Genomic DNA, 22,513 nt, shown 5'->3' with positions numbered 1-22,513 from the left:
GCTTTTTGGTGCTTCATGCCGTCTGAAAACGGCTTTATTTCCATAAATAAAGTGTAATGGCACGCCTGTCTTCGCCTTCGGGCATTAAGCGGATGCTGCTGCCTTTGCTTCCGTTGACACGGATAATGATGCCGCCGGCCTGCCGCTCGATAATGTTGAGTTGGGTGTCGCGGTTCATGCGGTAGTTGTAGCGTTCGCATTGCTTCAAGCACCAAAAACCCTGCCAATGGATAAAATATTTTTGTCCGGATTCAATGGCCAGCGTTTCGCCGCCTTTGACGATGAAGTAAGGATAATCGGGTTTTTGCGTGCTGAATGTCCATTCGGCCGTTCTGTCTTTTCCGTTTTGACGGTATGCGAACACGGCACGGTAGTCGGTGTCGTATTCCAATGGCTGTAAAGGAAACAGCGCAAATTGGCGTTCGGTCAGGAGGCGGTTTGGGTCATTATCTTTATCTAAGATTTTGACGTCTCTGATTTCTTTTGTATCCCGATACAGTTTGAATGAACGCATTTTGACCGGAGGCGATTGTTCTGAGAACGCGATGCTGACCGGATTGCCGGTCATTTCATAATGCGGCATAGGGTCGGGACGTTCGCCATGGAAAACCGGCGAGGCAAAGTTGCCTTGCGGATAGGTGATGTAAGGCCGGAGTTTGCGGTTGGAAATTTCATCCGCATAAATAATAGCGTGGCCATGACAGGCATCTTGATAAAACGAGCGGCTGAGGTCGGAGAGGGGGCGGTTTTTTTGGCAGAGGTTGTTGAATCTGCTGTCGCCTTGATTGATGCTCAACGCGATTTGTTTACCTTGCGATTCAAATGCGGCTCCGGCCTCGTCGATATTTTGGTCGAGTAAGGAGAGGCGGTGGTAAATCGCCGTCATCAGATTGTCCAGCTGATGTTGGGCAGGTAGATGGTCGTTGATTTTTTCGTTTGGCGGATGCTGGCCGGTACTGACGTTTTCGTGCACGCCTTTATAGGCATAACCGGCTTTGCGCGTGCGGTCTGATGGGCGTGGGCCTGTATAAAAGGGATTGCGCGTATTGTGTTCGTCATGTCCGTCGTCAGGGTTTTGCAGTAGATAGCGGGCATGATTGCGCGCGGCGCGTTCGAGTGTGTCTGAGTGCGCCAGTGCGGGCAGATTGGCTGAGGAGCGGAGGAAGTTTAAATACGCCAAGGCGTCAAAATCGGCAACGGCAGAACGATTTTGCGGCGGTTGGGCGTAGATGAGCTGGTCTTCGGAATAGCGATGGGTTTCGTAGTATTGGAATATGCCGAGGGCGACGGCAAAACCACCCAGCCAGTAAAGAATGTGTTTCATTATATGTACTGCGTTCAGACGGCCTTGAGCTACGGCTCTTTCCCCTTGAAACTCATGCCGTTAAATGATTATTTTGATAGTGGCTTGACTTGGAATGCTTCAGGATGGGATTTGAAATATTCGACAGCGATAAATCCGCCGCCAATAATAATCAACAGGGCAATGGCCATGCCGATCATCGCTAAAATGAATTTGTCCATATTTGTCCGTTTGAATGAAGGCCGTCTGAAACACTTGAAAGCGTTCAGACGGCCTTAAGTCAGGTTAATTAACGTTCGATTTGCGATACGTCGCGTACTGCGCCTTTGTCGGCGGAAGTCGCCATCGCGCCGTAGGCACGCAGGGCTGCGGAGACGTAGCGGTCGCGGTTTTCCGGTTTCCACGCTTTGCTGCCGCGCGCTTCCATTTCGGCACGGCGTGCGGCAAGCTCTTCATCGGAAATGACAAGGTGGATGCTGCGGTTTGGAATGTCGATTTCGATGGTGTCGCCTTCGTGTACCAAACCGATTGCGCCGCCTTCTGCCGCTTCAGGCGAAGCGTGGCCGATGGAGAGGCCTGATGTACCGCCGGAGAAGCGTCCGTCAGTCAGCAAGGCGCAGGCTTTGCCGAGGCCTTTGGATTTTAGGTAGCTGGTCGGATACAGCATTTCCTGCATGCCCGGGCCGCCTTTCGGGCCTTCGTAGCGGATGATGACGATGTCGCCGGCAACGATTTGGTTGCCCAAAATGCCTTCGACGGCGGCTTCTTGGCTTTCAAACACGCGGGCGCGGCCGGTGAATTTGAGGATGCTCTCGTCCACGCCTGCGGTTTTCACCACGCAGCCGCGTTCGGCGATGTTGCCGAACAAGACCGCCAAACCGCCGTCCTGCGAGTAGGCGTGTTCGACGTTGCGGATACAGCCTTTTTCGCGGTCGAGGTCGAGGGTTTTCCACATGCGGTTTTGCGAGAACGCTTGGGTGGTGCGCACGCCGCCGGGCGCGGCTTTGAAGCGTTCGATGGCGTGGGTGTTTTCGGGATTGGTCACGTCCCATTTTTCAATCGCGTCTTTCAGCGTCGGCGCGTGGATGGTGTACACGTCAGTGTGCAGTTTGCCTGCTTTGTCCAGTTCTTTCAGGATAGCGAAGATGCCGCCGGCGCGGTGCACGTCTTCCATGTAGTAGTCGTGATTGTTGGGCGCGGTTTTGCAGATGCAGGGGACGACGCGGCTTAAGCGGTCGATGTCGGCCATTTTGAAATCCACGCCTGCTTCGTTGGCGACGGCGAGCAAATGCAGGATGGTGTTGGTGGATCCGCCCATGGCGATGTCCATGGTCATGGCGTTTTCAAACGCTTTTTTAGTGGCAATACTGCGTGGCAATACGGTTTCGTCGTCTTGCTCGTAATAGCGTTTGGTGATTTCGACAATCATGCGGCCTGCTTCGAGGAACAATTCTTTGCGGCCTGCGTGGGTAGCCAAGTATGAACCGTTGCCCGGCAGGGAAAGGCCGAGTGCTTCGGTCAGACAGTTCATGGAGTTGGCGGTAAACATGCCGGAGCAGGAGCCGCAAGTCGGGCAGGCGTTTTGTTCGACTTCTTCGACTTGTTTGTCGCTGATATTGTCGTCTGCCGATTCGATCATGGCGTCAATCAAGTCCAAACGGCGTTCGGGTTGAATATTGGCCACGCCGATAACTTTACCGGCTTCCATCGGACCGCCGGAAACGAAGATGGTCGGAATGTTCAGACGCATGGCGGCAATCAGCATGCCCGGGGTGATTTTGTCGCAGTTGGAAATGCACACCAGCGCGTCGGCGCAGTGGGCATTGACCATGTATTCGATGGAGTCGGCAATCAGGTCGCGGCTGGGCAGGGAGTAGAGCATACCGCTGTGGCCCATGGCGATACCGTCGTCAATGGCGATGGTGTTGAATTCTTTGGCAATGCCGCCGGCTTTTTCGATTTCACGGGCAACCAGTTGACCCATATTGTGCAGGTGCACATGGCCCGGGACGAATTGGGTGAAAGAGTTGGCAATTGCGATAATCGGTTTGCCGAAGTCGGTTTCCATTACGCCGGTCGCACGCCACAATGCGCGCGCACCTGCCATATTGCGGCCGTGGGTAGAGGTTTTGGAGCGGTATTCAGGCATTTTTGTTCCTTTGTTTTATGCTGAGGCCGTCTGAAATAGGCTGGTTGGTTGGCGGCCCGTTGTAGAAATAACTCGGTATTTTATACCAATTACGAGCGATGAAGCACGCTATTTTGTAATAAAACTAAACTGTATTTGCTTCACCTGAATTTGCTGCTCATTGTTTCAGACGGCCTGAAGATTTCCTAAGACGAAACGCTGTCTTTCTCAGTTGCAAAAGATGTTGGCATCAAAAAGTGATATGATAGGGAACTTCTCACATTTCTAAGGATAAGATGATGAAAAAAATCATGTTTGCATTGTGTTCGGCCATGTTGGCTTCTGCTGCGTCTGCCGCTGTTTATAAAGTGGACGAATTCCATGCCAATGCCCGCTTTGCCATCGACCATTTCAACACCAGCACCAACGTTGGCGGTATTTATGGTTTGACCGGCAATTTGGAATTTGACCGTGCCAAACACCAAGGCTCTATCGATATCGTATTGCCTTTGTCCAAACTGCAAACCAGTTCGGACCACTTTACCCAACACTTGAAATCTGCCGATATTTTCAATGCAGACAAATACCCTGAAATCCGTTTTGTATCCACCAAATTCAATTTCAACGGCAAAAAACTGCTGTCTGTTGACGGCAACCTGACCATGAACGGCAAAACTGCGCCGGTGAAACTCAAAGCCGATAAATTCAACTGCTACCAAAGCCCGATGGCAAAAGCAGAAGTGTGCGGCGGCGACTTCAGCACCACCATCGACCGTACCAAATGGGGCTTGGATTATTTGGTAAGCGCCGGTATGAGTAAAAAAGTAAACATCAATATCCAAATCGAAGCCGTGAAACAATAATCCTGCTTGATTTCAAAATAAAGGCCGTCTGAACAGGTAAGGCAGAAATCGTTGATTTCGTTTATCCCTGTTCAGACGGCCTTATGATTAAATACGTTTAGGATTCTTTATTTTTATCTGCTTTGGCTGCCCAATAAGTTGCCAGAAGCGAGCCGGAGATATTGTGCCACACGCTGAACAATGCGCTGGGAACGGCAACAACCGGCGCGGCGGCAAAGTGTGCGGCGGCAAGGGCGGCGCCTAAGCCTGAGTTTTGCATACCGACTTCGATGGCCAGCGTTTTTTGTGCATCATAAGGCAGGCCGGTCCATTTGGCGGCAAAGAAGCCGAGCAGATAGCCGATACCGTTGTGGAGTACGACAACTGAAAAAATCAGCAGGCCGCTTTCAATAATCTTGCCTTTGCTGGCGCCGACTACCGCGCCGATAATCAGCACGATGGCGGCAACGGAAACCAGCGGCAGCGCATCGGTCAGTTTTTCAGTTTTGTTGCCTAAAACCTTATGGACAATCAACCCCAAAACGATGGGGAGCAAAACCATTTTGACGATGGACATCAACATACCGCCCGCTTGGATTTCCAGCATTTCACCGGCAAGCATCAGGAAGATGGCAGGAGTCAGCAATGGGGAAATCAGGGTAGAAACCGATGTAACGGCAACCGACAAAGCCACATTGCCGCGTGCTAAATAGGTTATCACATTGGAAGCCGTACCGCCCGGACAGCAACCGACCAAAATCACACCGACCGCGATTTCGGCAGGCAGGTTCAACAGTTTCGCCAGCAGATAGGCAGTCGCAGGCATGATGGCGAATTGGGCAATCACGCCGATAATGACGGCTTTGGGGTGTTTGAACAAAATGTCAAAGTCGGAGGGCTTGAGGGTCAAGCCCATGCCGAACATGATGACGCCCAGTAGCCAAGGAATGTAAGGGCCGACCCATTTGAAGGTGTCGGGTGCGAAAAAAGCGATGCCGGCAAAGAGCGCGGCCCAAAGGGAAAAGGTCTTTCCGATAAAATCACTGATTTTGTTGAGGGTATTCATGATGATATGTTGTGAAGTTGTTTTTAAGGGAAATCAAGGATACACGCCTTAACCTTAATTTGCAAAATGGATTAAAATAAATAAGGCCGTCTGAAGATAAGAATTGATTTTCAGACGGCCTGTGATTTGTATTTGCTATATAGACGGCATTATTCTTTTGATAAAATATTGCGCAGCCATCGGGCGGCAGGTGCGATTTCTCCGGCAAGTATACCGGTTTCGATTTGGTCGCTGTGTTTGATGACATCGGCCGCTGCACCATGCAGCCATACGCCGGCGCAGGCGGCTTGGAATGCCGGAATGCCTTGTGCCAGCAGGCTGCCGATAATGCCGCTTAAGACATCGCCGCTGCCCGCGGTGGCCAAACCGGCATTGCCGCTGGTGTTGGTATAGACTATGCCGTCTGCCGTGGCCACCAATGTATGATGGCCTTTCAATACAACGGTCGCGCCATATTTACGGCTGATTTCGGTCACGGCTTTTTGCCTGTCGGCTTGAATTGATTGGGTATCGGTGCAGAGTAGGCGGGCGGCTTCGGCCGGATGAGGTGTCAGGACGATATGTTTGTACAATTTGAGGCGTTCGGCTAATTCGGAAGAGCGAGCAAGCAGTGTCAAAGCATCTGCATCGAGCAATAAAGGCTGGTCATGGTGTGTAGACAGGATTTGGGGCAGCAGCTGCTCTGATAATCCGTCCAAACCAAAGCCGCAGCCGATTACGCGTGCGCTGACATCGTCGCGCTTCATCAGTTGGATCGCAGTGGCGAGCATAATTTCAGGGCGTTCGGGAATGATGGCAAAAGGCAGCGTGGCTTGGTTGAAGCCAGCCCAAACCTTGCCGCACCCTTGATACATCGCGGCTGTGGCTGCCAAAACTATTGCACCGCTCATTCCTGTTGCGCCGCCGATAATGGCAAGCGTGCCGTATGTGCCTTTGTGTGATTCTTGGGCGCGGGGGCGGAATACGTCGGGAAATGCTAAGGCCGTCTGAAAAGCTTGAAGCGATTCGGGAAGCGTGTAGATGGGCTGCATGGCGTAACCTTCCAAGATAAGAAATTTAATTTTAAATCAGAAAGTAAAAGGTAATGAAGCAAAAAATAAAAGTTTGGGACGCACCTACGCGCCTGTTCCATTGGCTCTTGGTGTTATTGATGGGATTCATGTGGTACAGCGCGACCCAAGGCGGCGAGATGCTGGTATGGCACTTACGCGGCGGCTTGTTGATGCTGGCTTTGATGGTTTTCCGCTTGTGTTGGGGAATTTGGGGCAGCGATACGACAAAATTCAGCCGATTTGTGCGCCCGTTTTCCGAAATCCGCCGCTACACGCAAGGTCAAATGTCTGAAGACGAATTGGTCGGTCACAATCCTTTGGGCGCGCTGATGGTGATCGCTTTATTGGCCGTGTTGTTTTTTCAGACGGCCACAGGCTTATTTGTCGCTGATGAAAATACATTTACCAATTCCGGCTTTTTGAATCATTTGGTCAGCGAACACGCCGGTACGCTGGCGCGAAAAATCCATGTCAATTTCTTTAATGTCTTAGCTGTTTTGGCGGGCGTACATATCGCGGCTGTTTTGCTGTATCGCTTTGTGAAAAAACAGGATTTGATTACGCCGATGATTAACGGCTTTAAAACCATTGATGCCAAGCAGCCTAAATTGGCCGGAGTGGGACAACTGCTTGCCGCTTTGTCGGTAGCGATTGCTTTAGTGTGCGCAGTATGGATGTTGCGCGGTTGATGTTTTAAGGCTGATACCCAAAAACAAACCGACCCCGATAGCCGAAATGGCTGTTGGGGTCGGTCTCTTTTTAGGGTTTAAAAGATGATGTTCAGATGGCCTTAACGCAGCGCAAGATGCTGTGGCCGCGGCCGATGCCGTCTGAAATTTCCGCTACTTTCAATCCGGCTTTTTCAACGCAACGGATTAGGTCTTCAGAGTGGAAGATTTTACTGTTGCCGTTGGCCATGGCAGTGAAATACAGGCTGGTCATGGTCAGACAGTAGGCGGCGGTCTCGTAGCGTTGTCTGTCCCAGAAAGGCTCCATGATATAGAGGCTGGTGTTTTCGCTCATAGATGCAGCGGCGCGTTGAAGAATGCTGGTGGCTTGTTCCTCGGTGAAACAGTCTAGGAATTGGCTCATCCAGATCGCGTCAAAACCGGTTGGGAACGGAATTTCAGGATCAAGCAGGTTGGCCGGATGGGCGTGGATACGGTCCGCGCCGTTTTTGCCTTTGGTCGCTTCACGCATCAAGCCGATTTGTTGCGGCAGATCCATGATGGTTACTTCGACTTCGGCATTGTGGTTGACGCATTGTTCCGCCCAGCGACCGGTATTACCGCCGACATCGAGCAGTTTTTTAACCGGTTTGGCGAACACGGTGTTGAGTGCTTCTGCGAAGGAGTTGTCGGAATAATAATGGTCGAATGCAAACCATTTTTCCTGCGCGATGCTTGGCAATGAAGACAAGCCTTCGTAAATGGTCGGCCAGTCGCCGAATACTTTCAGGCCTTCGGGCTTGCCGGTTTGCAGGGTTTTTTCCAGATCAAACATGCCTTGGTAGCAGATTTCCTGCGTGAAATCCATATTGACGCGGGCCATTTTGTCTTTGAGGACAAACCAACCGGCCTTGCTGATGAAATAGCGGTTGTCGCGAGTCAAGACAGTGCCGATAGACAGCGAGGCTTCCAGCAGGACTTGTGCCGCGTAGTTGCTGATTTTCGCTTTTTCGGCGATTTCGGCTTGAGTGAGGCCGTCTGGATGGTCGTTCAGCAGGTCCAGAATGCCAAATTTCACCATCAGGCGGGAAACTTGGAACACAATCGGTGCAAAAGCGATTTCTTGAGCCAGACGTTGAGCCTCGCCTGCGGACTGGTGTTCGTGGGAATAGCGTTGTTCTAGGGCAGGGAAGAGTTGCATATTGTTGGTTTTCCACTAAAAAGTTAATAAGTATATTCAGACGGCCTCAAACACAATCCGTCCTGATGCACACGGATGCTCTCCGTTGTTGATTTTAAAGCTCAGTTTGTTTTTACCTTCATCGTATTTCAGCTCTACCGACACTTCATCGTGAGGACGGATAAACTGCTGATATTTTAGATTTTCGATGCGGATGATGCGCTGTTTACTCCATGGCTTGGGCGCGATCAGGTTGCGCACCCATTGCAGCTCGACCACGCCGGGAACCAGCGGGAAGGTGGCAAAATGACCGCCGAAATAAACCAAATCCAAAGGCACGCGCCCGATAAAAGTTTCAGTATTGGTTTCATCGTCAGATGATGTTTTCGACCAAACGGGCGAAGTTTGGGCAACGGTAAAGGCCGTCTGAAAATCTGCCGCGGCGATTTTGGCTTGGGCGTTGCGCGGCAGGCTGTCGGTAAAACGCCAGTAGCGCGGCAGGGCGATGGTGTCCTGCGTGGTAGTTAGATGGCGTTTGAGCGTATCGGCAACTGCAGCACGGCCTTTCTCGCGAAAGGCGGCGATACCGTTTGCATTTAATGCCGCCCATATGGCAATGCGTTGATGTTGCGGATGGCGGCCGCAGTGTGCATCCGCAATCCAAGGGTGTTGTAAAAGTTCGTGTTCGATTTGGGTCAGCGACACGCGTTTGTCCTCAAATTTAATAATGCGGTCTTGGCGACCGAGTAACAGAAAACCGTCATCTTGCGGCTCGATCAAATCGGCTGTTTGACGGCGTTCGGACGACCAAGGCGAAGAAGCCCAAAGTGCGCCTTCTTCGTTTTGCCCGATTTCCACGCCTTTGAAAGGCTGCCATTCTTGGCGTTCGCAACGTGAGGCAATCACGCCGGTTTCGGTACTGCCATAGACTTCAAACGGGCGGACGGCAGCCTGTTGCAGCAAATTCGCTGTGGCTGAAGGAAGCGCGCCTCCGGCCGAGGCAATGCCTGCAATTTTATGGCCGATACTCTGCCAGTTGCGGTTTTCGCCCAAGCGGTTGAGTACGGCTGGGCTGGCAATCCAAACTACTTTATCATGTGCGGCTGTGCTGGAAAGCAGGTTTTCCGGATAAACCGCCTGCTGTCGTTCCATAGTCCAACCCATTGTCAGTGCGAGTGCGAAGCGGAAAGTGAAGCCGTAAAGGTGTTGCGGAATCACGCTGCCGATCACGGTTTCACCGTGTTGTCCAAATGGCAGCGTATTTGCCAAAGTCAGGGCTTCTGCCTGCATTTGCGCAGCGGTTTTCACAATAATCTGAGCTTCGCCGCTGGAGCCCGATGTTTTCAGCCATGCTTCGGCATGGTCGGGAATCAGATGGTTTTCAGGGGCGGGCGTCGGGTTTTCAGGCGACGTGTGTGCAAGCAAATCGGGCAGGTGCCATACGGGTGGGCTGGCTTGCACATTCAACGGCTGTCCGGAGTCATCGCGTTGTTCGGTTTGACTGCCCAACTTGCTTTGCAAATCTTCGGAATCCGTCAAAAACACATCCGCCGTCCGCCCCCAGTCCAAATTGTCCCGCGCCAGATTCGGCAGCAGCAACACCCGCCCGCCCGAATGCCATACCGCCAGTACGGCGCAGGCAAACAGCGCGGCATCGTCAAACCACAACGCGGCAGTTTGCACGTTTGCCGTTTTCAGACGACCTGACAGCCGGAAAACATCACGGTTGAAATCAGCGCGCGTCCAATTCGGATGGGTGGCGATAAGGTCTTGTTGGGGCAGGTCGGGGGATAGGATTTGGGTTAGGTACATAATTTTGATTTGATAGCTTGTTACTGTTCTTTAGCGGCTTGTATTACATATTTACCAAGGATTTGAATAAGTTTTTGGAATTTATATAGGCTAATAAAAATAAAGGAGGTAATGCAAGATTGAAATATATTTTTGATTTCAATATGCTGTTCTTCAGTGTATGTCGTACATATTAAATTTTTCTTAAATTCAAAAATGTTTTCTATGAATAGATAGCAAATAATTAGACATATTGTTGTTAAAAAAAAGCTATTTGCTGATTGAAATATCTGTACTAATTCATGCAATAAAGTTTTGTCATTGCTATTTTTGCTTTGCCTAGAATGCAAATTTTTAGAAAATTTAGTTGTTGCTATTAATGATAATGAAGTAATACAAAATCCTATTGCGATTGAAAGAAAAGATAATAAATCTGAAAGTTTTCCAGAGTATCCTAAGTCATATTTACTGATGCCAAGATATAATAAGTAAGTGCAGATCGAATATATCAACCACTTTATAATATTTTTACTCATGGTGAAATTTCCAGTATCTTTAAAACAGCTTGTTTAAATAGCTCGTCTTCTTGTGGGAGTCCATTTTCATCAGTAGAGCAGACCACTCTAATCTTGCTAGATACTGTATTGGTATTAAAAACCATCTCTAAATTATCAGTGTTTCTACCAGCAATAACTAATTTCTTAAACTCAAACTTATTTGTAATAAGTTTTTTTACAGTTCTCTTAACGTTTTTTACTGTAAGTTTTTCTTTGTATCTAAATATAATTTCAGCACTAGATGCTCCATACTGATAAATATCTTGTTGCAGGCTTTCTGTCAGCGAACCTAGATAAGGAAGGGTGTCAGGTAATACACTTAATTTAATTTCTCTAATTTCATTTATAGATTCTTGGAATTGTTTTTCATCTAATATTTGCTTTATTTCTATATGTTCATTTGAATAGAAATGAGTTAGAGCTTCTTTAAAGATACTATTTTTGTTGTATTGAAGCCAGACTTCTCCGGTTTTTGTATCCATAATCCCATAGGAAAATTTAGGTTCAATTTCTGTATTTTTTCGGCGGTTTCTAGAGGTTTTTCCATTTTCTATACTAATTACATTAGGAGGTAGGGGATATACACTTCCTGTACTAAATATAAGCCGGATAAAGCGTTCATTCTCTTTGTCTATAGTTGCCGATATTTTTTGCATCTCGGTTTCAGATGGGCTTCTTTGAAATCCTTTTTCAATCATTGGAATCAAAAGAGATTTAGATAAGTTTTTTTCTCCAATAATAACTTGGTAGTTGAATAAAATAATATTAGTTGGAGTGCCCATTTTCGAATAATCCTTTGAAATTAAAATTTTTTATGTAATGCACTACTTGAAATATTAAAATCATGGATGGTAGCGCGACAAGATTTTCCAGACGACCTACACCTTCAATACGGCTTTCCGATACACCCACTCTCCGGCAAACAAAAGCCCCATCAACACATACGACACGATGCCGGTATAGGCCGTCCACCAGTCGTAATATTGCAAGCCTGCCAGAATGGCGGCGGTTGCGCCGTTGAGGATGAAGAAGCCGCACCAGATTTGCGTAACGCGGCGGGTGTGGCGCACGCCTTCGGGCGGCAGGTCGGGGTGTTGCAGTCGGGCGAGGCGTTCGATGACGGTTTGTTTGGCAAACAGGCTACCGCCGAAAACGGCAAGCATCAGCGCGTTGACGGCGACGGGATACCAATACATCGAGTCGGGTCGTCTGAAAATCAGTACGGCGGCGAAAAAGGCGGCAAGGATAATCGCCGTAATGCGTTGGGCTGTGGTTTGCGGCATGGCGGCGCGTATCAGCCACAGGATGCACATGGCGGCGGCAAGCCAGACGAACGCGCCGTTTTCCCTGCCGTAATACCATAGGAGCGGATAGGCGAGGCTGGCGAGGGTCAGTAGGAGTTTTCCTAATATTTTCATGGTTATGATTGATTTTCAGACGGCCTTGCGGATTGACAAGGCCGTCTGAAAATATGCCGGTTTAAATCAGAATCAGGAATCTTGCGCCTGTACTTTCAAAACCGCCTGAACCACGTCTTCTACGGTGCGCACGTTGCGGAAGTCTTCGGCTTGCAGTTTGCGGCCGGTTTCGCGTTTGATGTGGTCGATGAGGTCGATGGCGTCGATGCTGTCGATTTCCAAATCTTCGTAGAGGTTGGTTTCGGGTTTGATGCGCTCGGGTTCGATTTCAAACAGGTTGACCAGTGCATCGGTCAGAAGGGTGCGTACTTCTTGTTCGGTCATATCGCTTCTCCTTTATGCCTGACGGCTTTTGACGAATTCTGCCAGTGTTTTGACGTTGGCGAAGTTTTCGCGCAGGTTGTCGTTTTCGCCGTCGAGCTGGAAGCCGAAGGTTTTTTGCACCGCTAAACCGAGTTCCAGCGCGTCGACGGAATCCAGACCCAAGCCTTCATCGCCGAAGAGCGGGTCTTCGCTGCCGATGTCGGCAGGGGTGATGTCTTCCAGTCCCAAGCTGTCGATGATTAATTCTTTGATTTGGTTTTCTAAGTTATTCATGTGGTTTTCCTTGTGAAATAGTCTTGAAGGTATTCGTTTAAACGCCTTGCGGCGATGGGTAGGGGTTTTTCCGCCAGCCATTCTTCGGGCAGGATGTCGTCGCCGACGGTGATTTCATAATGGATTTTGTGCGGCGGTATTTTGTACCAAGGCTGGCCTTTTTTGAAATTGGGCGGCGTCATTTTGATGCACACGGGGGTGATGACCGATGCGCTGCGCAAACCGAGCGATACCGCGCCACGGTGCATTTTAACCTGTCCGTCCCAGCCTGTGCGCGTGCCTTCGGGGAAAATCAGCATACTTTGCCCGCTTTTGAACACGGCGTCGATTTCTTCCAACATTTCCATGCTTTCGTCGTTGGGGATGTAGCCGGAAGCGATAATCTGGCTTTTCATGCTGGGGTTGTTCAACAAGTCTTTTTTGACCAGTACGTTCGGGTCGGGGAAGTGGCTGACCATCAAGACGACATCCAGCAACGAGGGATGGTTGGCGAGGACGAGCTGCCCCGGCCGGCCGAGTTTTTCCAAGCCGTTGAAACGGACGCTCAATACGCCCGACCATTGCAGATAGCCGACGAAAAACCGCCACACGCGGCCTATCATGCGGCGGGCGGCAAGCTGGCGCGGGATGTCGCCTTTGGTGGATTTAAGTGTGTAGGGCAAAAGTGCGATTTTGAACAATACGCCCGCAACGCCGAAGAGGATGAAGCCGAAGAGTGTGGCAAAAAAGCGACGGAAATAGTCTAAAGTCTTCATGCGTTTTTCTGCCAGTGCCAGTTTCTACCGGCATAGTGTTGCGTGTGTTGTCGGCCGTCTGAAAGCAGGAAGCGTACCCACTCCAAGCTGCTCCAATAGGGCTCGACTGTTGTATCGTTAGGGTTTTCAGACGGTCTCTCGGATGTGGTTTCCAAGCTTAAGGTATAGTCTTCGCCTTTGGTGATGACCAGTGCCAATGCATAGGCAAACGGCGCACGTGTAGCCAAGACGGGATAGTCTTCAGACAAAGGATCATCGGCGACAATTATTAAAACGGATGGCGCGCCGTCTTGCAAAAGCGCAAATGCCTCGGTCAGCGCGGTTTCAAAGGAATCGGCGGCAACGGCCAATGCGGTATGCTCGCTCATGTCTTTGCGCAACATCGACCATTGCCCAATCGTCGCGTTGTGAACGGATAGGCCGAATGAGGTCGGCGACACGGTATGCGTGTTCAAAAGCTCTTGCCACAATTCAAAGCTGCGGTTGCTTTCGCCGTCGTGCGAAACGTACACCGGTACGCTTTCAGGATATTGGTCGGCCAGATTCCATGCTGCATCACAAACCAAGCGCGCCGCTTTCCCCAAGCGGCGGCGTTGCATAGGCGGCAAAAAGGAGAGCGCAGGTTTGTACTCCGGCAGGGAGGCGGTATCGAGTTTTCCCTGCGCCCAGTCCTGCCATTGCTCCGGCGTACTGATTTTGCTGGAGGAGGCCTGCCATGCGGCGATATTGAAGCTGAAACGGCAAACGTTTTGAGGCATGATGTCTTTCAATGTTTTACATTTTCATACATTGTAATGAAATGGGTTAGTAAAAGCTAGGCTCTGTTATAATGCATATTGTAACGTAATTTATTCCCGGATGACATTTTATGCCTTCAATACCGAGTGCCCCGATTTATGATGTAGCTTCGCTGCTTCCGCACAGCGGACATATGGTGCTAATCGATTGTGTGAAAGAATTTGGCGATGACTACACGGTTTGCCGTGCGCCGGTTGGCGACAAGCATATTTTGCTGCAGGACGGCGTGTTGCCGTCTATGGCTTATATGGAATTGATGGCGCAGGGCATAGGCGCGTTTGCAGGCATTGAGGCTTTAAAGGCCGGAGAACCTGTCCGCTTGGGTTTTTTATTGGGAACGCGCAAGCTGGATTTGTTTGCCGATTCCGTGCCTGTCGGTACTGAGTTGGAAGTCAAGGCGCATGTGTCCATTCAGGATTTGGGCGGCATGGGTGTATTTGATTGCGAGTTGCGCTGGACGGATGCGCCGGAGGATGTGAAGCATCTGTTGCCGCCGGACGGTTTACTGGCAAAAGCTTCTTTGAATGTGTACAGTCCGAAAGACGGTCAAATCATTTAAACCGTTTACAAGGCCGTCTGAAAAGACAAAGATTCAGACGGCCTGTCGATATAGTGAGAAAACGTATGAGTGAAACTATTTTAATCACAGGCTCCAACCGTGGCATAGGCAAAGCCGTCGCACTCGGTTTGGCTGAGGACGGCTTTGATATCGTCCTTCATTGCCGCAGCCGCCGCGATGAAGCCGAAGCCGTAGCGGAAGAAATCCGCGCTTTGGGCAGACAGGCGAGGGTGTTGCAGTTTGATGTGTCCGACCGTGCAGCCTGCCGCGATATTTTGACTGCCGACATCGAAGCAAACGGCGCGTATTACGGCGTGGTATTGAACGCCGGACTGACGCGCGACAATGCCTTCCCCGCGTTTTCAGACGACGATTGGGATTTGGTGCTGCGTACTAATTTGGACGGTTTTTATAATGTATTGCACCCGTTGACCATGCCGATGATACGCCGCCGCAAAGCCGGACGGATTGTGTGCATGGCGTCGGTGTCCGGCTTGACGGGCAACCGCGGGCAGGTCAATTACAGCGCGTCCAAGGCGGGCTTGATCGGCGCGGCGAAAGCCTTGGCGGTCGAACTGGCGAAACGCAAAATCACTGTCAACTGCGTGGCGCCGGGTTTAATCGATACGGAGATTGTCGATGAAAATGTACCCGTCGAAGAAATTTTGAAAGCCGTCCCCGCCGCGCGTATGGGGCTGCCGGAAGAAGTGGCGCATGCGGTGCGCTTCCTGATGGATGAAAAAGCGGCGTACATCACGCGCCAAGTGATTGCGGTGAACGGAGGTTTGTGTTGAATACCAGAAGAGTCGTAGTAACGGGCATAGGCGGCATTACCGCCTTCGGCCGCGATTGGCAAAGCATACAGGCGGCGTTTAAAGCTGAAAAAAATGCCGTCAAATACATGGATTGGCGCGAACGTTTCCCCGAATTGGAAGCGCAACTGGGTGCGCCGATTGAAGGCTACACTCCGCCCCAACATTGGACGCGCAAGCAGCTCAGAAGCATGGGACGCGTGTCGCATCTGTGTGTCGATGCGGCGGAGCAGGCCCTGACGGACGCTGGTTTGCTTGGAGACGAAAGCATTACCGACGGACGCATGGGTGTGGCGTGCGGCTCGTCTGTCGGCAGTACCAAAGACATCGGCGACATGGGCGAACTTCTGACTACGGGCACATCGCGCAATTTCAACGCCAATACTTATGTGCGCATGATGCCGCATACGACTGCCGCCAATATCGGTATTTTCTTCGGCTTGAAAGGCCGCATTATTCCGACTTCAAGCGCGTGTTCTTCGGGCAGCCAAGGCATTGGTTATGCCTATGAAGCGATTAAATACGGCCTGATTGATATGATGCTGGCTGGCGGCGGCGAAGAGTTTTGTCCGTCTGAAGTGTATGTATTCGACTCGCTTTATGCCGCTAGCCGCCGTAACGGCGAACCTGAGCTGACACCGCGCCCTTACGACAACGCTCGAGACGGCCTGGTCATCGGCGAAGGCGCAGGGATTTTCGTGTTGGAAGAATTGGAACACGCCAAACGGCGTGGTGCGAAAATCTATGCCGAACTCGTCGGCTACGGCGCCAACAGCGACGGCAGCCACGTTACCCAGCCGCAAAAAGAAACCATGCAGAAATGTATGGAACTCGCGCTGCAAGACGCGGGCATTACGCCCGACAAAGTCGGCTATGTCAGCGGTCACGGTACGGCGACCGAAAAAGGCGATATTGCCGAAACATTAGCGACTGAAGCCGTGTTCGGATTCGTTCCCATGAGTTCGCAAAAGAGCTATCTCGGCCATACGCTCGGCGCATGCGGTGCATTGGAAGCCTGGTTTACCATCGAAATGATGAATAACGGCTGGTTTGCGCCGACCATCAATTTGGAAAACATTGATCCTCGTTGCGGCAAGGTGGATTACATCCAAACAGGCGGACGCGAGATTCAAACCGATTATGTGGTCAGCAATAACTTTGCTTTTGGCGGCGTCAATACTTCGCTGGTGTTCAAACGTTGGCAAGAATAATCATTGCTTGATGTTATGATTAAAGGCCGTCTGAAACTTATCTTGAGTTTCAGACGGCCTTTATTTTATTTAGAGCTTGAGCCGCTTTTGGATTTTATTCGTTTGTTTTCTTCTGATTCAAATCCACCAGCCTTGTTCCGGCCAAGAAGTCATAGAGGAACTGGCGGTCGGGATGGAACAGGGCAAAGCCCCATGGCAGGATGAGCCAAATGAGCGCGGCGCCGAATGCGCCTTTGGGCGGGATATTGAGCAGATGGCGCAATCCGGCGTAGGCAAACAGGGGAATGAAAACAATAAAAATGCTGGCCCAAATAAAGCGCAGGCGCAGCTGCGGAAGGGGCGGCTGGGTATCGTTTTTATCGGCTAAGCCGATTTTCCATGTCTGCATGGCGAGGGTTTGGCCTTTTTTGTGCCAGTTAGCGCGGAAGTAGAGCCACCATGCGTAGAACAGAATCAGACAGGTTGTCAGCATGGACAGGCGCGTGGAAATGGGATTGAGAAAGATGGCGACAATACCGGCTGCAAGGGCGGCAATGCTGGTAACTGCGCCGGTCAGTAGAAGCTCGTAAACCAGTGCGGCGAGGCGGCGTTTGAGTGGAGCGGTGGGAAGACGGGTCATAATGCGATGGAAACGGAAATGGGTTTGATGGAAATAAAAACAGGCCGTCTGAAACGGGATAGGATGTTCAGACGGCCTGTTACTGTCGGGATTAGCGATGTGGACGTTTTTGACCGCGTGCCTGTTGGGCAGCCATTTGGTTCATTTCCTGACGGGTTGGACGTTTTTTGAAGATGGCGTGCGCTTCGTCAACGGAACATTTTTGTGACAGGCAAACCAAGGTAATCGCGTCTTTTTGATGTTGACCGCCGCTGTGGTACATGCGGCGCAGGTTGGCTTCGTTGATACGGCCTTTTTCCGGATCGATGTCGAATTTTTTCAGGCGCTCGAGGAATTGGCGTTGCTGACGGCGTGAAGTCCAAACGAAACCGCCTGCGGCAGCGGCCACAATGATGACGGCCAACAGAATAGCCAGCGGCCATGAGTCGACGATCAGAACGATGATGAGGCTTAATACGGCAGTGGTCAGCAGGGCCAGACCGCCGATGCGAAGTTTGGTTTTATTATCCATATGGTTGGTGTTTCCTTGTTTTTTGCTGGAAGAGGCCGTCTGAAATGCGAGGTTCAGACGGCCTGAATTTAAGTTTACGCTATTTTACAGTATTTTCTGTTTTTGGGGCGTATTGCGTGCAAGTTTCTTGACGCGTGGCAACGGTTTCAGGCGGCCAGCGAGGTAACGAGCTGTTTGAACTCGGTCCATGCATCGCCATCTTCCGCGCCTTTGATGATGCGGTCGATTTTGGCGCAGGTTTTGAGCGCGTCGAGCAGGCGGTTGATGGAAATGCGTTTGGCAGCCATCGGTGCAAGGGTCTGCTTGTCACCCCATAAGCGCAGGCTGTTGCGCAGGCTTTGGATGTTTTGGCCTTGCTTGAGTGCGGCAGTGAGGCGGATTAGGGTGCGGATGTCTTCGGCAACCGCCCACAACAGCAAAACCGGCTCTTCGCCTTCTTCTTCCAAACCGTCCAGCAAACGGGAAACGCGCAGGGCATCGCCTTTCATCCATGCGCCTGCCAGTTGGAATACGTCGAAGCGGGCGACAGTGGCAACTGCGGCTTCTGCGTCGGCAATATTGATTAAATGGCCTTGGGGATGGAGCAGGGCGAGTTTTTCGATTTCCTGACGGGCGGCCAAAAGATTGCCTTCGACGCGCTCGGCAAAAAGGGCGAGTGCTTCAGGTTCGATATCCAAACCCTGCTGTTTCAGGCGGCCCTGTATCCATTGCGGCAAAGCATGTGGTGCAACGGCTTTGGCTTCTAAGACGATGCCTTTGTCTGCCAATGCGGAAAACCATTTGGACTGGATTTGCGCTTTTTCAAGCTTAGGCAGGAGGATGAGCGTAACCGTATCTTCGGGCAGGCGTTCGGCGAAGGTTTGCAGGGCATCGCCTCCGTTTTTGCCGGGCTTGCCGTTGGGGATGTGGATTTCCAGCAGTTTTAAATCGGCAAACAAACCTGCGCTGCCGGCACTTTGCAACAGCTCGTTCCAGTCAAAATTGTTTTCGGCGGTATAGACTTCGCGGTTGAGATAACCTTGTTTTTTTGCGGCTGCGCGCAGGGTATCCAACGCCTCGATGCGCAATAAATCCTCTTCGCCGTGAATAATGTACAACGGTTTGAGCGACGTATCGGGGCGCAGGCTCTCAATGGGCGCGGCAGCCATTATTGCGCCTTCAGGAAAGTCAGGCGGCGGACAATTTGATCTGCCGCGTCGATGCGCATTTCAGACCAAATGGTTTCTTCCTCTTCCTGTTTGCCCAAAACTTCGCTGTCGGCGTAGTCCATGGTGCGGTGAACCTTAACTTCCATCGGTTCGCCAACCGGCTCACCGTTACGGAAGGCTTGGGCTTTGACGGTCATGGCCAGCAGGTATTCGTTGATTGCAGCGGCGCGGGTGATGGTGTAGATATCGCGGCGTTTTTGAAAGTCGACAACGCGCAGGGTGATTTGTGATTCGGCTTCGCTAACCGGATGACCGTCGGCACGGCGTAAGGCATTTTCCAGCGCTTTTTGCATGACGGCTCCGCCTTCTACATGCCAGTTTTGATAAGGCAGCGGCTGCGAAGTCACGCCTGTGCCTTTCAGGTGGAAACCGCAAGAGGCAAGCAATAGGGCAAGTGCAGGCAATAGGATTTTTTTCATTGGATATTCCTTCGTTGAAACCGGTTACGGTATCGTCGGATTATAACGAATAATGTTTAGGCCGTCTGAAACCGTAAACGGAAAGTATTTCAGACGGCCTTGTCTTTGATGGCGCAAATCTTATTTTTCCAACCAAATCAGGCTGACCATGCGGCCGGTTTGTCCGTCGCGGCGGTAGGAGAAGAAAGTATCGCGTTCCAAAACAGTGCAATGGGTGCCGCCATAAATCATGTTCACGCCCTCGCGGTGCAGAACCATGCGCGCCAAAGCGTAAATGTCGGCAAGGTATTTGCCGCCGCCGATGTCTTCAAACGCATCGGCAGCTTCCGGCATGGGTGTGCAAAACGCATCAAATACATCTTGCCCCACCTCAAACGCATCAGGGCCGATGGCAGGGGCGAGATAGGCCATGATTTCCAGCGGCTCGACATTCATTGTTGCAATGGTGTTTTGCAAAACGCCACCGGCCAAACCGCGCCAACCTGCATGGGCTGCTGCAACCACCGTCCCTGCTTTGTCGCAAAACAAGACAGGCAGGCAATCGGCAGTCATTGAAGCGCAGGCAACCGTACCCGTCGTATCAACCGAGGCATCGGCGTCGGGCGTATTGCCTAACGCTTTGGCGGCATTTACAACAATGGTGCTGTGGATTTGATTAAGGTAGGCAACGGGCAGGCCGACTTGTTCCTGTACGATTTCGCGGTTGCGGAGCACGGCTTCCAGATTGTCGCCGACGTGCGAACCGACATTTAGGCTGCAGTACACACCTTCGCTGACACCGCCGTTGCGTGTGGTAATAAGCGTTTTGACATTGGCAGGGGCAGGCCAGTCGGCAGTCAAAAAATTCTTGCCTTGGGGAGCGAGGTTTAGGGTATCTGTGATGGTTTTCATAATCTTTGAATCGCTGAGATATTGGAACGGATTGATTTCAGACGGCCTCAGATAATATTTTAGGCCGTCTGAAAAATGGGTTTAATCCCTTACATAAACGACTTCGATATCGTAGTCGTCTTCATTCCAATCGTCGTCATCGTCCATGCCGAATTTCTCTTGCCATTCTTCCTCGTTGCTTAGGGACGAATCTAAACCGGCTTCCAGACGCAGGACGGAAAGCAGGTGGTACATATCGTCAGGCATAGGCGCTTCAAAGGAAACGGTTTCGCCGGTTTTCGGGTGCACAAAGCTCAAACGGTAGGCATGCAGGGCTTGGCGTGCGCCGAGGGTTTTGATGGCTTCTTTAACCGCGTCGCTGCATGGATGGCGCAGGTTGCCGTAAACAGGGTCGGCGGCCAGCGGATGGTTGGCTTCGCGCATATGAACGCGGATTTGGTGTGTGCGGCCGGTTTCGAGCGAGCATTCGATGTAGCTGTGCGCCAGATAACGTTCCAACACTTTGACATGGGTAATGGCAGGTTTGCCGCCGAATTTGACGACTGCCATTTTCAGGCGGTTGTGCGGATCGCGGCCGATTTGGGTTTCGATTTTGCCGTCGAAAGGAACAATGCCGTTGGCGACTGCACGGTAAATGCGTTTGACTGTGCGCTCTTGAAGCTGTTGAACCAGTGAGTTTTGCGCCGGCAAGGTTTTGGCGACCACCATCAGACCGCTGGTTTCTTTGTCCAAACGGTGTACGATGCCCGCACGCGGCACTTGGCTTAATTCAGGACAGTACGCCAACAGGCCGTTGAGCAGGGTTCCGCTCCAGTTGCCTGCGGCAGGATGGACGACCAATCCGGCCGGTTTGTTGATGACGATGACGGTATCGTCTTCATAAATGATGTCCAAATCCATCGGTTCGGGCGTGAACGCGAGGTTTTCTTCGCTCGGACGTACCGTAACGGCAATCAATTCACCGCCTATCATTTTATCTTTGGGTTGCGCGGGCTTATCGTTTACAATGACTGCACCCTCTTTAATCCACGAACTCAGGCGGCTGCGCGAGTAGTCGGGCATGAGTTTGGCCAATACGGCATCCAGCCTTCCGCCCGCCATTTCGAGCGGAACGGTCAAATTAACACAACTTTCTGTTTCAGGGGATGACGGAAAGTCTAAATCATCGCTATAATCGGCTTCGTTATCAAAGGAAGTATTCTGCATGAAAAAAATTCTTTTAGTAGTTTCTTTAGGTTTGGCACTGAGTGCCTGCGCAAATAAAGGCACAATCGATAAAGACGCCCAAATTACTCAAGATTGGAGTGTGGAAAAGCTTTATGCCGAAGCGCAAGACGAATTGAACAGCAACAATTATACGCGAGCTGTCAAGTTATACGAAATTTTAGAATCCCGTTTTCCAAACGGCCGCTATGCCCAGCAGTCCCAGTTGGATACGGCGTATGCCTATTACAAAGACGATGAACCGGAAAAAGCCTTGGCTGCCATTGCGCGCTTCCAACGCCATCATCCGCAACATCCGAATATGGATTACGCGCTGTACTTGAAAGGTTTGGTTCTGTTTAACGAAGACCAGTCTTTCTTGAACAAGCTGGCTTCCCAAGACTGGTCCGACCGCGATCCGAAAGCCAACCGCGATGCTTATCAGGCGTTTGCCGAGTTGGTGCAACGTTATCCAAACAGCAAATACGCTGCCGATGCAACCGAGCGTATGGCCAAGCTGGTGGACGCTTTGGGCGGTAACGAGATGTCTGTGGCGCGTTATTACATGAAACGCGGTGCTTATGTTGCAGCGGCCAACCGTGCGCAAAAAATCGTCAGCCGTTACCAAAATACCCGTTACGTTGAAGAAGCTTTGGCGATGATGGAATTGGCGTACAAAAAACTGGATAAGCCGCAACTGGCTGCCGATACACGCCGTGTTTTGGAAACCAACTTCCCGCAAAGCCCGTTCTTGCAACACGAATGGCGATCTGACGATATGCCTTGGTGGCGTTACTGGCGTTAATCGTCGGGTTGTTCAGGCATGAATAAGGCCGTCTGAAAACGATGCAGCTATGCATTTGGTTTTCAGACGGCCTTTGTTTTTAATGTTTTTTACGCTCTCTGTAAACAGGGTGCAAAATTC

General features: G+C 51.0%; 26 protein-coding genes. 6 read left to right on the top strand and 20 right to left on the bottom strand.

The window, feature by feature from the left end:
• Nucleotides 1-34: 34 nt before the first annotated feature.
• The 3 genes from ACTHTQ_RS02455 to ilvD form a co-directional block, all read right to left on the bottom strand.
• A complete protein-coding gene (locus ACTHTQ_RS02455; RefSeq protein ID WP_107810354.1) occupies nt 35-1,324 on the bottom strand; it encodes a CAP domain-containing protein in 1,290 nt (429 codons plus the stop codon).
• Between the two features lie 68 nt (nt 1,325-1,392).
• The gene (locus ACTHTQ_RS02450) at nt 1,393-1,524 is read right to left on the bottom strand and encodes a hypothetical protein (protein ID WP_256388404.1); all 132 of its coding nucleotides are present in this window, start codon (nt 1,522-1,524) and stop codon (nt 1,393-1,395) included.
• A gap of 68 nt (nt 1,525-1,592) precedes the next feature.
• Nucleotides 1,593-3,452, bottom strand: a complete 1,860-nt coding sequence (gene ilvD, locus ACTHTQ_RS02445; RefSeq protein WP_049351254.1) for a dihydroxy-acid dehydratase — start codon at nt 3,450-3,452, stop codon at nt 1,593-1,595.
• Nucleotides 3,453-3,730: 278 nt separating this feature from the next.
• Here ilvD and ACTHTQ_RS02440 point away from each other — a divergent pair, with 278 nt between their 5' ends.
• Nucleotides 3,731-4,294, top strand: a complete 564-nt coding sequence (locus tag ACTHTQ_RS02440; RefSeq protein ID WP_440363038.1) for a YceI family protein — start codon at nt 3,731-3,733, stop codon at nt 4,292-4,294.
• A gap of 97 nt (nt 4,295-4,391) precedes the next feature.
• On the opposite strand, the gene ACTHTQ_RS02435 is transcribed toward ACTHTQ_RS02440, so the two are convergent.
• Both ACTHTQ_RS02435 and ACTHTQ_RS02430 read right to left on the bottom strand, forming a co-directional pair.
• Nucleotides 4,392-5,339, bottom strand: coding sequence for a bile acid:sodium symporter family protein (locus tag ACTHTQ_RS02435; RefSeq protein ID WP_440362976.1), 948 nt, complete (start codon nt 5,337-5,339; stop codon nt 4,392-4,394).
• Between the two features lie 149 nt (nt 5,340-5,488).
• Nucleotides 5,489-6,370: an NAD(P)H-hydrate dehydratase gene (locus ACTHTQ_RS02430; protein WP_440362975.1), complete on the bottom strand. Its 882-nt coding sequence runs from the start codon at nt 6,368-6,370 to the stop codon at nt 5,489-5,491.
• Between the two features lie 53 nt (nt 6,371-6,423).
• Here ACTHTQ_RS02430 and ACTHTQ_RS02425 point away from each other — a divergent pair, with 53 nt between their 5' ends.
• Nucleotides 6,424-7,080 carry a cytochrome b/b6 domain-containing protein gene (locus ACTHTQ_RS02425; RefSeq protein WP_440362974.1) on the top strand — a complete coding sequence of 219 codons (657 nt, stop codon included), beginning with the start codon at nt 6,424-6,426 and terminating at the stop codon, nt 7,078-7,080.
• 91 nt (nt 7,081-7,171) lie between these two features.
• Here ACTHTQ_RS02425 and ACTHTQ_RS02420 read toward each other — a convergent pair whose 3' ends face one another.
• From ACTHTQ_RS02420 to ACTHTQ_RS02380, 9 genes are all read right to left on the bottom strand, one after another.
• The gene (locus tag ACTHTQ_RS02420; RefSeq protein WP_440362973.1) at nt 7,172-8,260 is read right to left on the bottom strand and encodes a methyltransferase; all 1,089 of its coding nucleotides are present in this window, start codon (nt 8,258-8,260) and stop codon (nt 7,172-7,174) included.
• 36 nt (nt 8,261-8,296) lie between these two features.
• Nucleotides 8,297-10,051: an AMP-binding protein gene (locus ACTHTQ_RS02415; protein WP_440362972.1), complete on the bottom strand. Its 1,755-nt coding sequence runs from the start codon at nt 10,049-10,051 to the stop codon at nt 8,297-8,299.
• A gap of 20 nt (nt 10,052-10,071) precedes the next feature.
• On the bottom strand, nt 10,072-10,566 hold the full coding sequence (locus ACTHTQ_RS02410) for a hypothetical protein (RefSeq protein WP_440362971.1): 495 nt from the start codon (nt 10,564-10,566) through the stop codon (nt 10,072-10,074).
• Nucleotides 10,563-11,369 carry a hypothetical protein gene (locus ACTHTQ_RS02405; RefSeq protein ID WP_003764612.1) on the bottom strand — a complete coding sequence of 269 codons (807 nt, stop codon included), beginning with the start codon at nt 11,367-11,369 and terminating at the stop codon, nt 10,563-10,565. Before ACTHTQ_RS02405 ends, ACTHTQ_RS02410 begins: the two co-directional genes overlap by 4 nt.
• Before the next feature lie 96 nt (nt 11,370-11,465).
• Entirely contained in the window at nt 11,466-12,005 is a 540-nt protein-coding gene (locus tag ACTHTQ_RS02400) for a hypothetical protein (protein ID WP_440362970.1), read from the bottom strand.
• Nucleotides 12,006-12,077: 72 nt separating this feature from the next.
• Nucleotides 12,078-12,329, bottom strand: coding sequence for an acyl carrier protein (locus ACTHTQ_RS02395; protein WP_003685738.1), 252 nt, complete (start codon nt 12,327-12,329; stop codon nt 12,078-12,080).
• Between the two features lie 12 nt (nt 12,330-12,341).
• Nucleotides 12,342-12,602 (bottom strand): phosphopantetheine-binding protein, encoded by a 261-nt coding sequence (locus tag ACTHTQ_RS02390; RefSeq protein ID WP_003757545.1) that lies wholly within the window; start codon nt 12,600-12,602, stop codon nt 12,342-12,344.
• Nucleotides 12,599-13,357, bottom strand: coding sequence for a lysophospholipid acyltransferase family protein (locus ACTHTQ_RS02385; RefSeq protein WP_440345878.1), 759 nt, complete (start codon nt 13,355-13,357; stop codon nt 12,599-12,601). Before ACTHTQ_RS02385 ends, ACTHTQ_RS02390 begins: the two co-directional genes overlap by 4 nt.
• Nucleotides 13,354-14,115 (bottom strand): beta-ketoacyl synthase chain length factor, encoded by a 762-nt coding sequence (locus ACTHTQ_RS02380; protein WP_049328478.1) that lies wholly within the window; start codon nt 14,113-14,115, stop codon nt 13,354-13,356. The genes ACTHTQ_RS02385 and ACTHTQ_RS02380 overlap by 4 nt, the downstream gene beginning before the upstream one ends.
• Nucleotides 14,116-14,225: 110 nt before the next feature.
• Here ACTHTQ_RS02380 and ACTHTQ_RS02375 point away from each other — a divergent pair, with 110 nt between their 5' ends.
• The 3 genes from ACTHTQ_RS02375 to ACTHTQ_RS02365 all read left to right on the top strand — a co-directional run bounded on the left by ACTHTQ_RS02375 (nt 14,226) and on the right by ACTHTQ_RS02365 (nt 16,737).
• Nucleotides 14,226-14,714 (top strand): ApeP family dehydratase, encoded by a 489-nt coding sequence (locus ACTHTQ_RS02375; RefSeq protein WP_440362969.1) that lies wholly within the window; start codon nt 14,226-14,228, stop codon nt 14,712-14,714.
• A 65-nt stretch (nt 14,715-14,779) separates the two neighbouring features.
• On the top strand, nt 14,780-15,508 hold the full coding sequence (fabG, locus tag ACTHTQ_RS02370) for a 3-oxoacyl-ACP reductase FabG (protein WP_440362968.1): 729 nt from the start codon (nt 14,780-14,782) through the stop codon (nt 15,506-15,508).
• On the top strand, nt 15,502-16,737 hold the full coding sequence (locus tag ACTHTQ_RS02365) for a beta-ketoacyl-ACP synthase (RefSeq protein WP_440362967.1): 1,236 nt from the start codon (nt 15,502-15,504) through the stop codon (nt 16,735-16,737). Before fabG ends, ACTHTQ_RS02365 begins: the two co-directional genes overlap by 7 nt.
• A gap of 94 nt (nt 16,738-16,831) precedes the next feature.
• On the opposite strand, the gene ACTHTQ_RS02360 is transcribed toward ACTHTQ_RS02365, so the two are convergent.
• The 6 genes from ACTHTQ_RS02360 to rluD all read right to left on the bottom strand — a co-directional run bounded on the left by ACTHTQ_RS02360 (nt 16,832) and on the right by rluD (nt 21,591).
• Nucleotides 16,832-17,356 carry an RDD family protein gene (locus ACTHTQ_RS02360; protein ID WP_004519927.1) on the bottom strand — a complete coding sequence of 175 codons (525 nt, stop codon included), beginning with the start codon at nt 17,354-17,356 and terminating at the stop codon, nt 16,832-16,834.
• 91 nt (nt 17,357-17,447) lie between these two features.
• A complete protein-coding gene (locus ACTHTQ_RS02355; RefSeq protein WP_003746427.1) occupies nt 17,448-17,867 on the bottom strand; it encodes a hypothetical protein in 420 nt (139 codons plus the stop codon).
• A gap of 146 nt (nt 17,868-18,013) precedes the next feature.
• A complete protein-coding gene (gene holA, locus ACTHTQ_RS02350) occupies nt 18,014-19,015 on the bottom strand; it encodes a DNA polymerase III subunit delta (protein WP_440362966.1) in 1,002 nt (333 codons plus the stop codon).
• On the bottom strand, nt 19,015-19,494 hold the full coding sequence (locus ACTHTQ_RS02345) for an LPS-assembly lipoprotein LptE (RefSeq protein WP_003680809.1): 480 nt from the start codon (nt 19,492-19,494) through the stop codon (nt 19,015-19,017). Before ACTHTQ_RS02345 ends, holA begins: the two co-directional genes overlap by 1 nt.
• Nucleotides 19,495-19,614: 120 nt before the next feature.
• The gene (gene pgeF, locus ACTHTQ_RS02340) at nt 19,615-20,385 is read right to left on the bottom strand and encodes a peptidoglycan editing factor PgeF (RefSeq protein WP_440362965.1); all 771 of its coding nucleotides are present in this window, start codon (nt 20,383-20,385) and stop codon (nt 19,615-19,617) included.
• An 81-nt stretch (nt 20,386-20,466) separates the two neighbouring features.
• The gene (gene rluD, locus ACTHTQ_RS02335; protein ID WP_440362964.1) at nt 20,467-21,591 is read right to left on the bottom strand and encodes a 23S rRNA pseudouridine(1911/1915/1917) synthase RluD; all 1,125 of its coding nucleotides are present in this window, start codon (nt 21,589-21,591) and stop codon (nt 20,467-20,469) included.
• Here rluD and ACTHTQ_RS02330 point away from each other — a divergent pair.
• On the top strand, nt 21,590-22,393 hold the full coding sequence (locus ACTHTQ_RS02330) for an outer membrane protein assembly factor BamD (RefSeq protein ID WP_004519923.1): 804 nt from the start codon (nt 21,590-21,592) through the stop codon (nt 22,391-22,393). The genes rluD and ACTHTQ_RS02330 overlap by 2 nt on opposite strands.
• Nucleotides 22,394-22,513: the final 120 nt, after the last annotated feature.

It is taken from the genome of Neisseria sp. P0020.S003, from assembly GCF_051957095.1.
In the GTDB taxonomy this organism is placed as follows: domain Bacteria; phylum Pseudomonadota; class Gammaproteobacteria; order Burkholderiales; family Neisseriaceae; genus Neisseria; species Neisseria subflava.
This window is presented reverse-complemented; position numbering and strand designations above follow the sequence as displayed.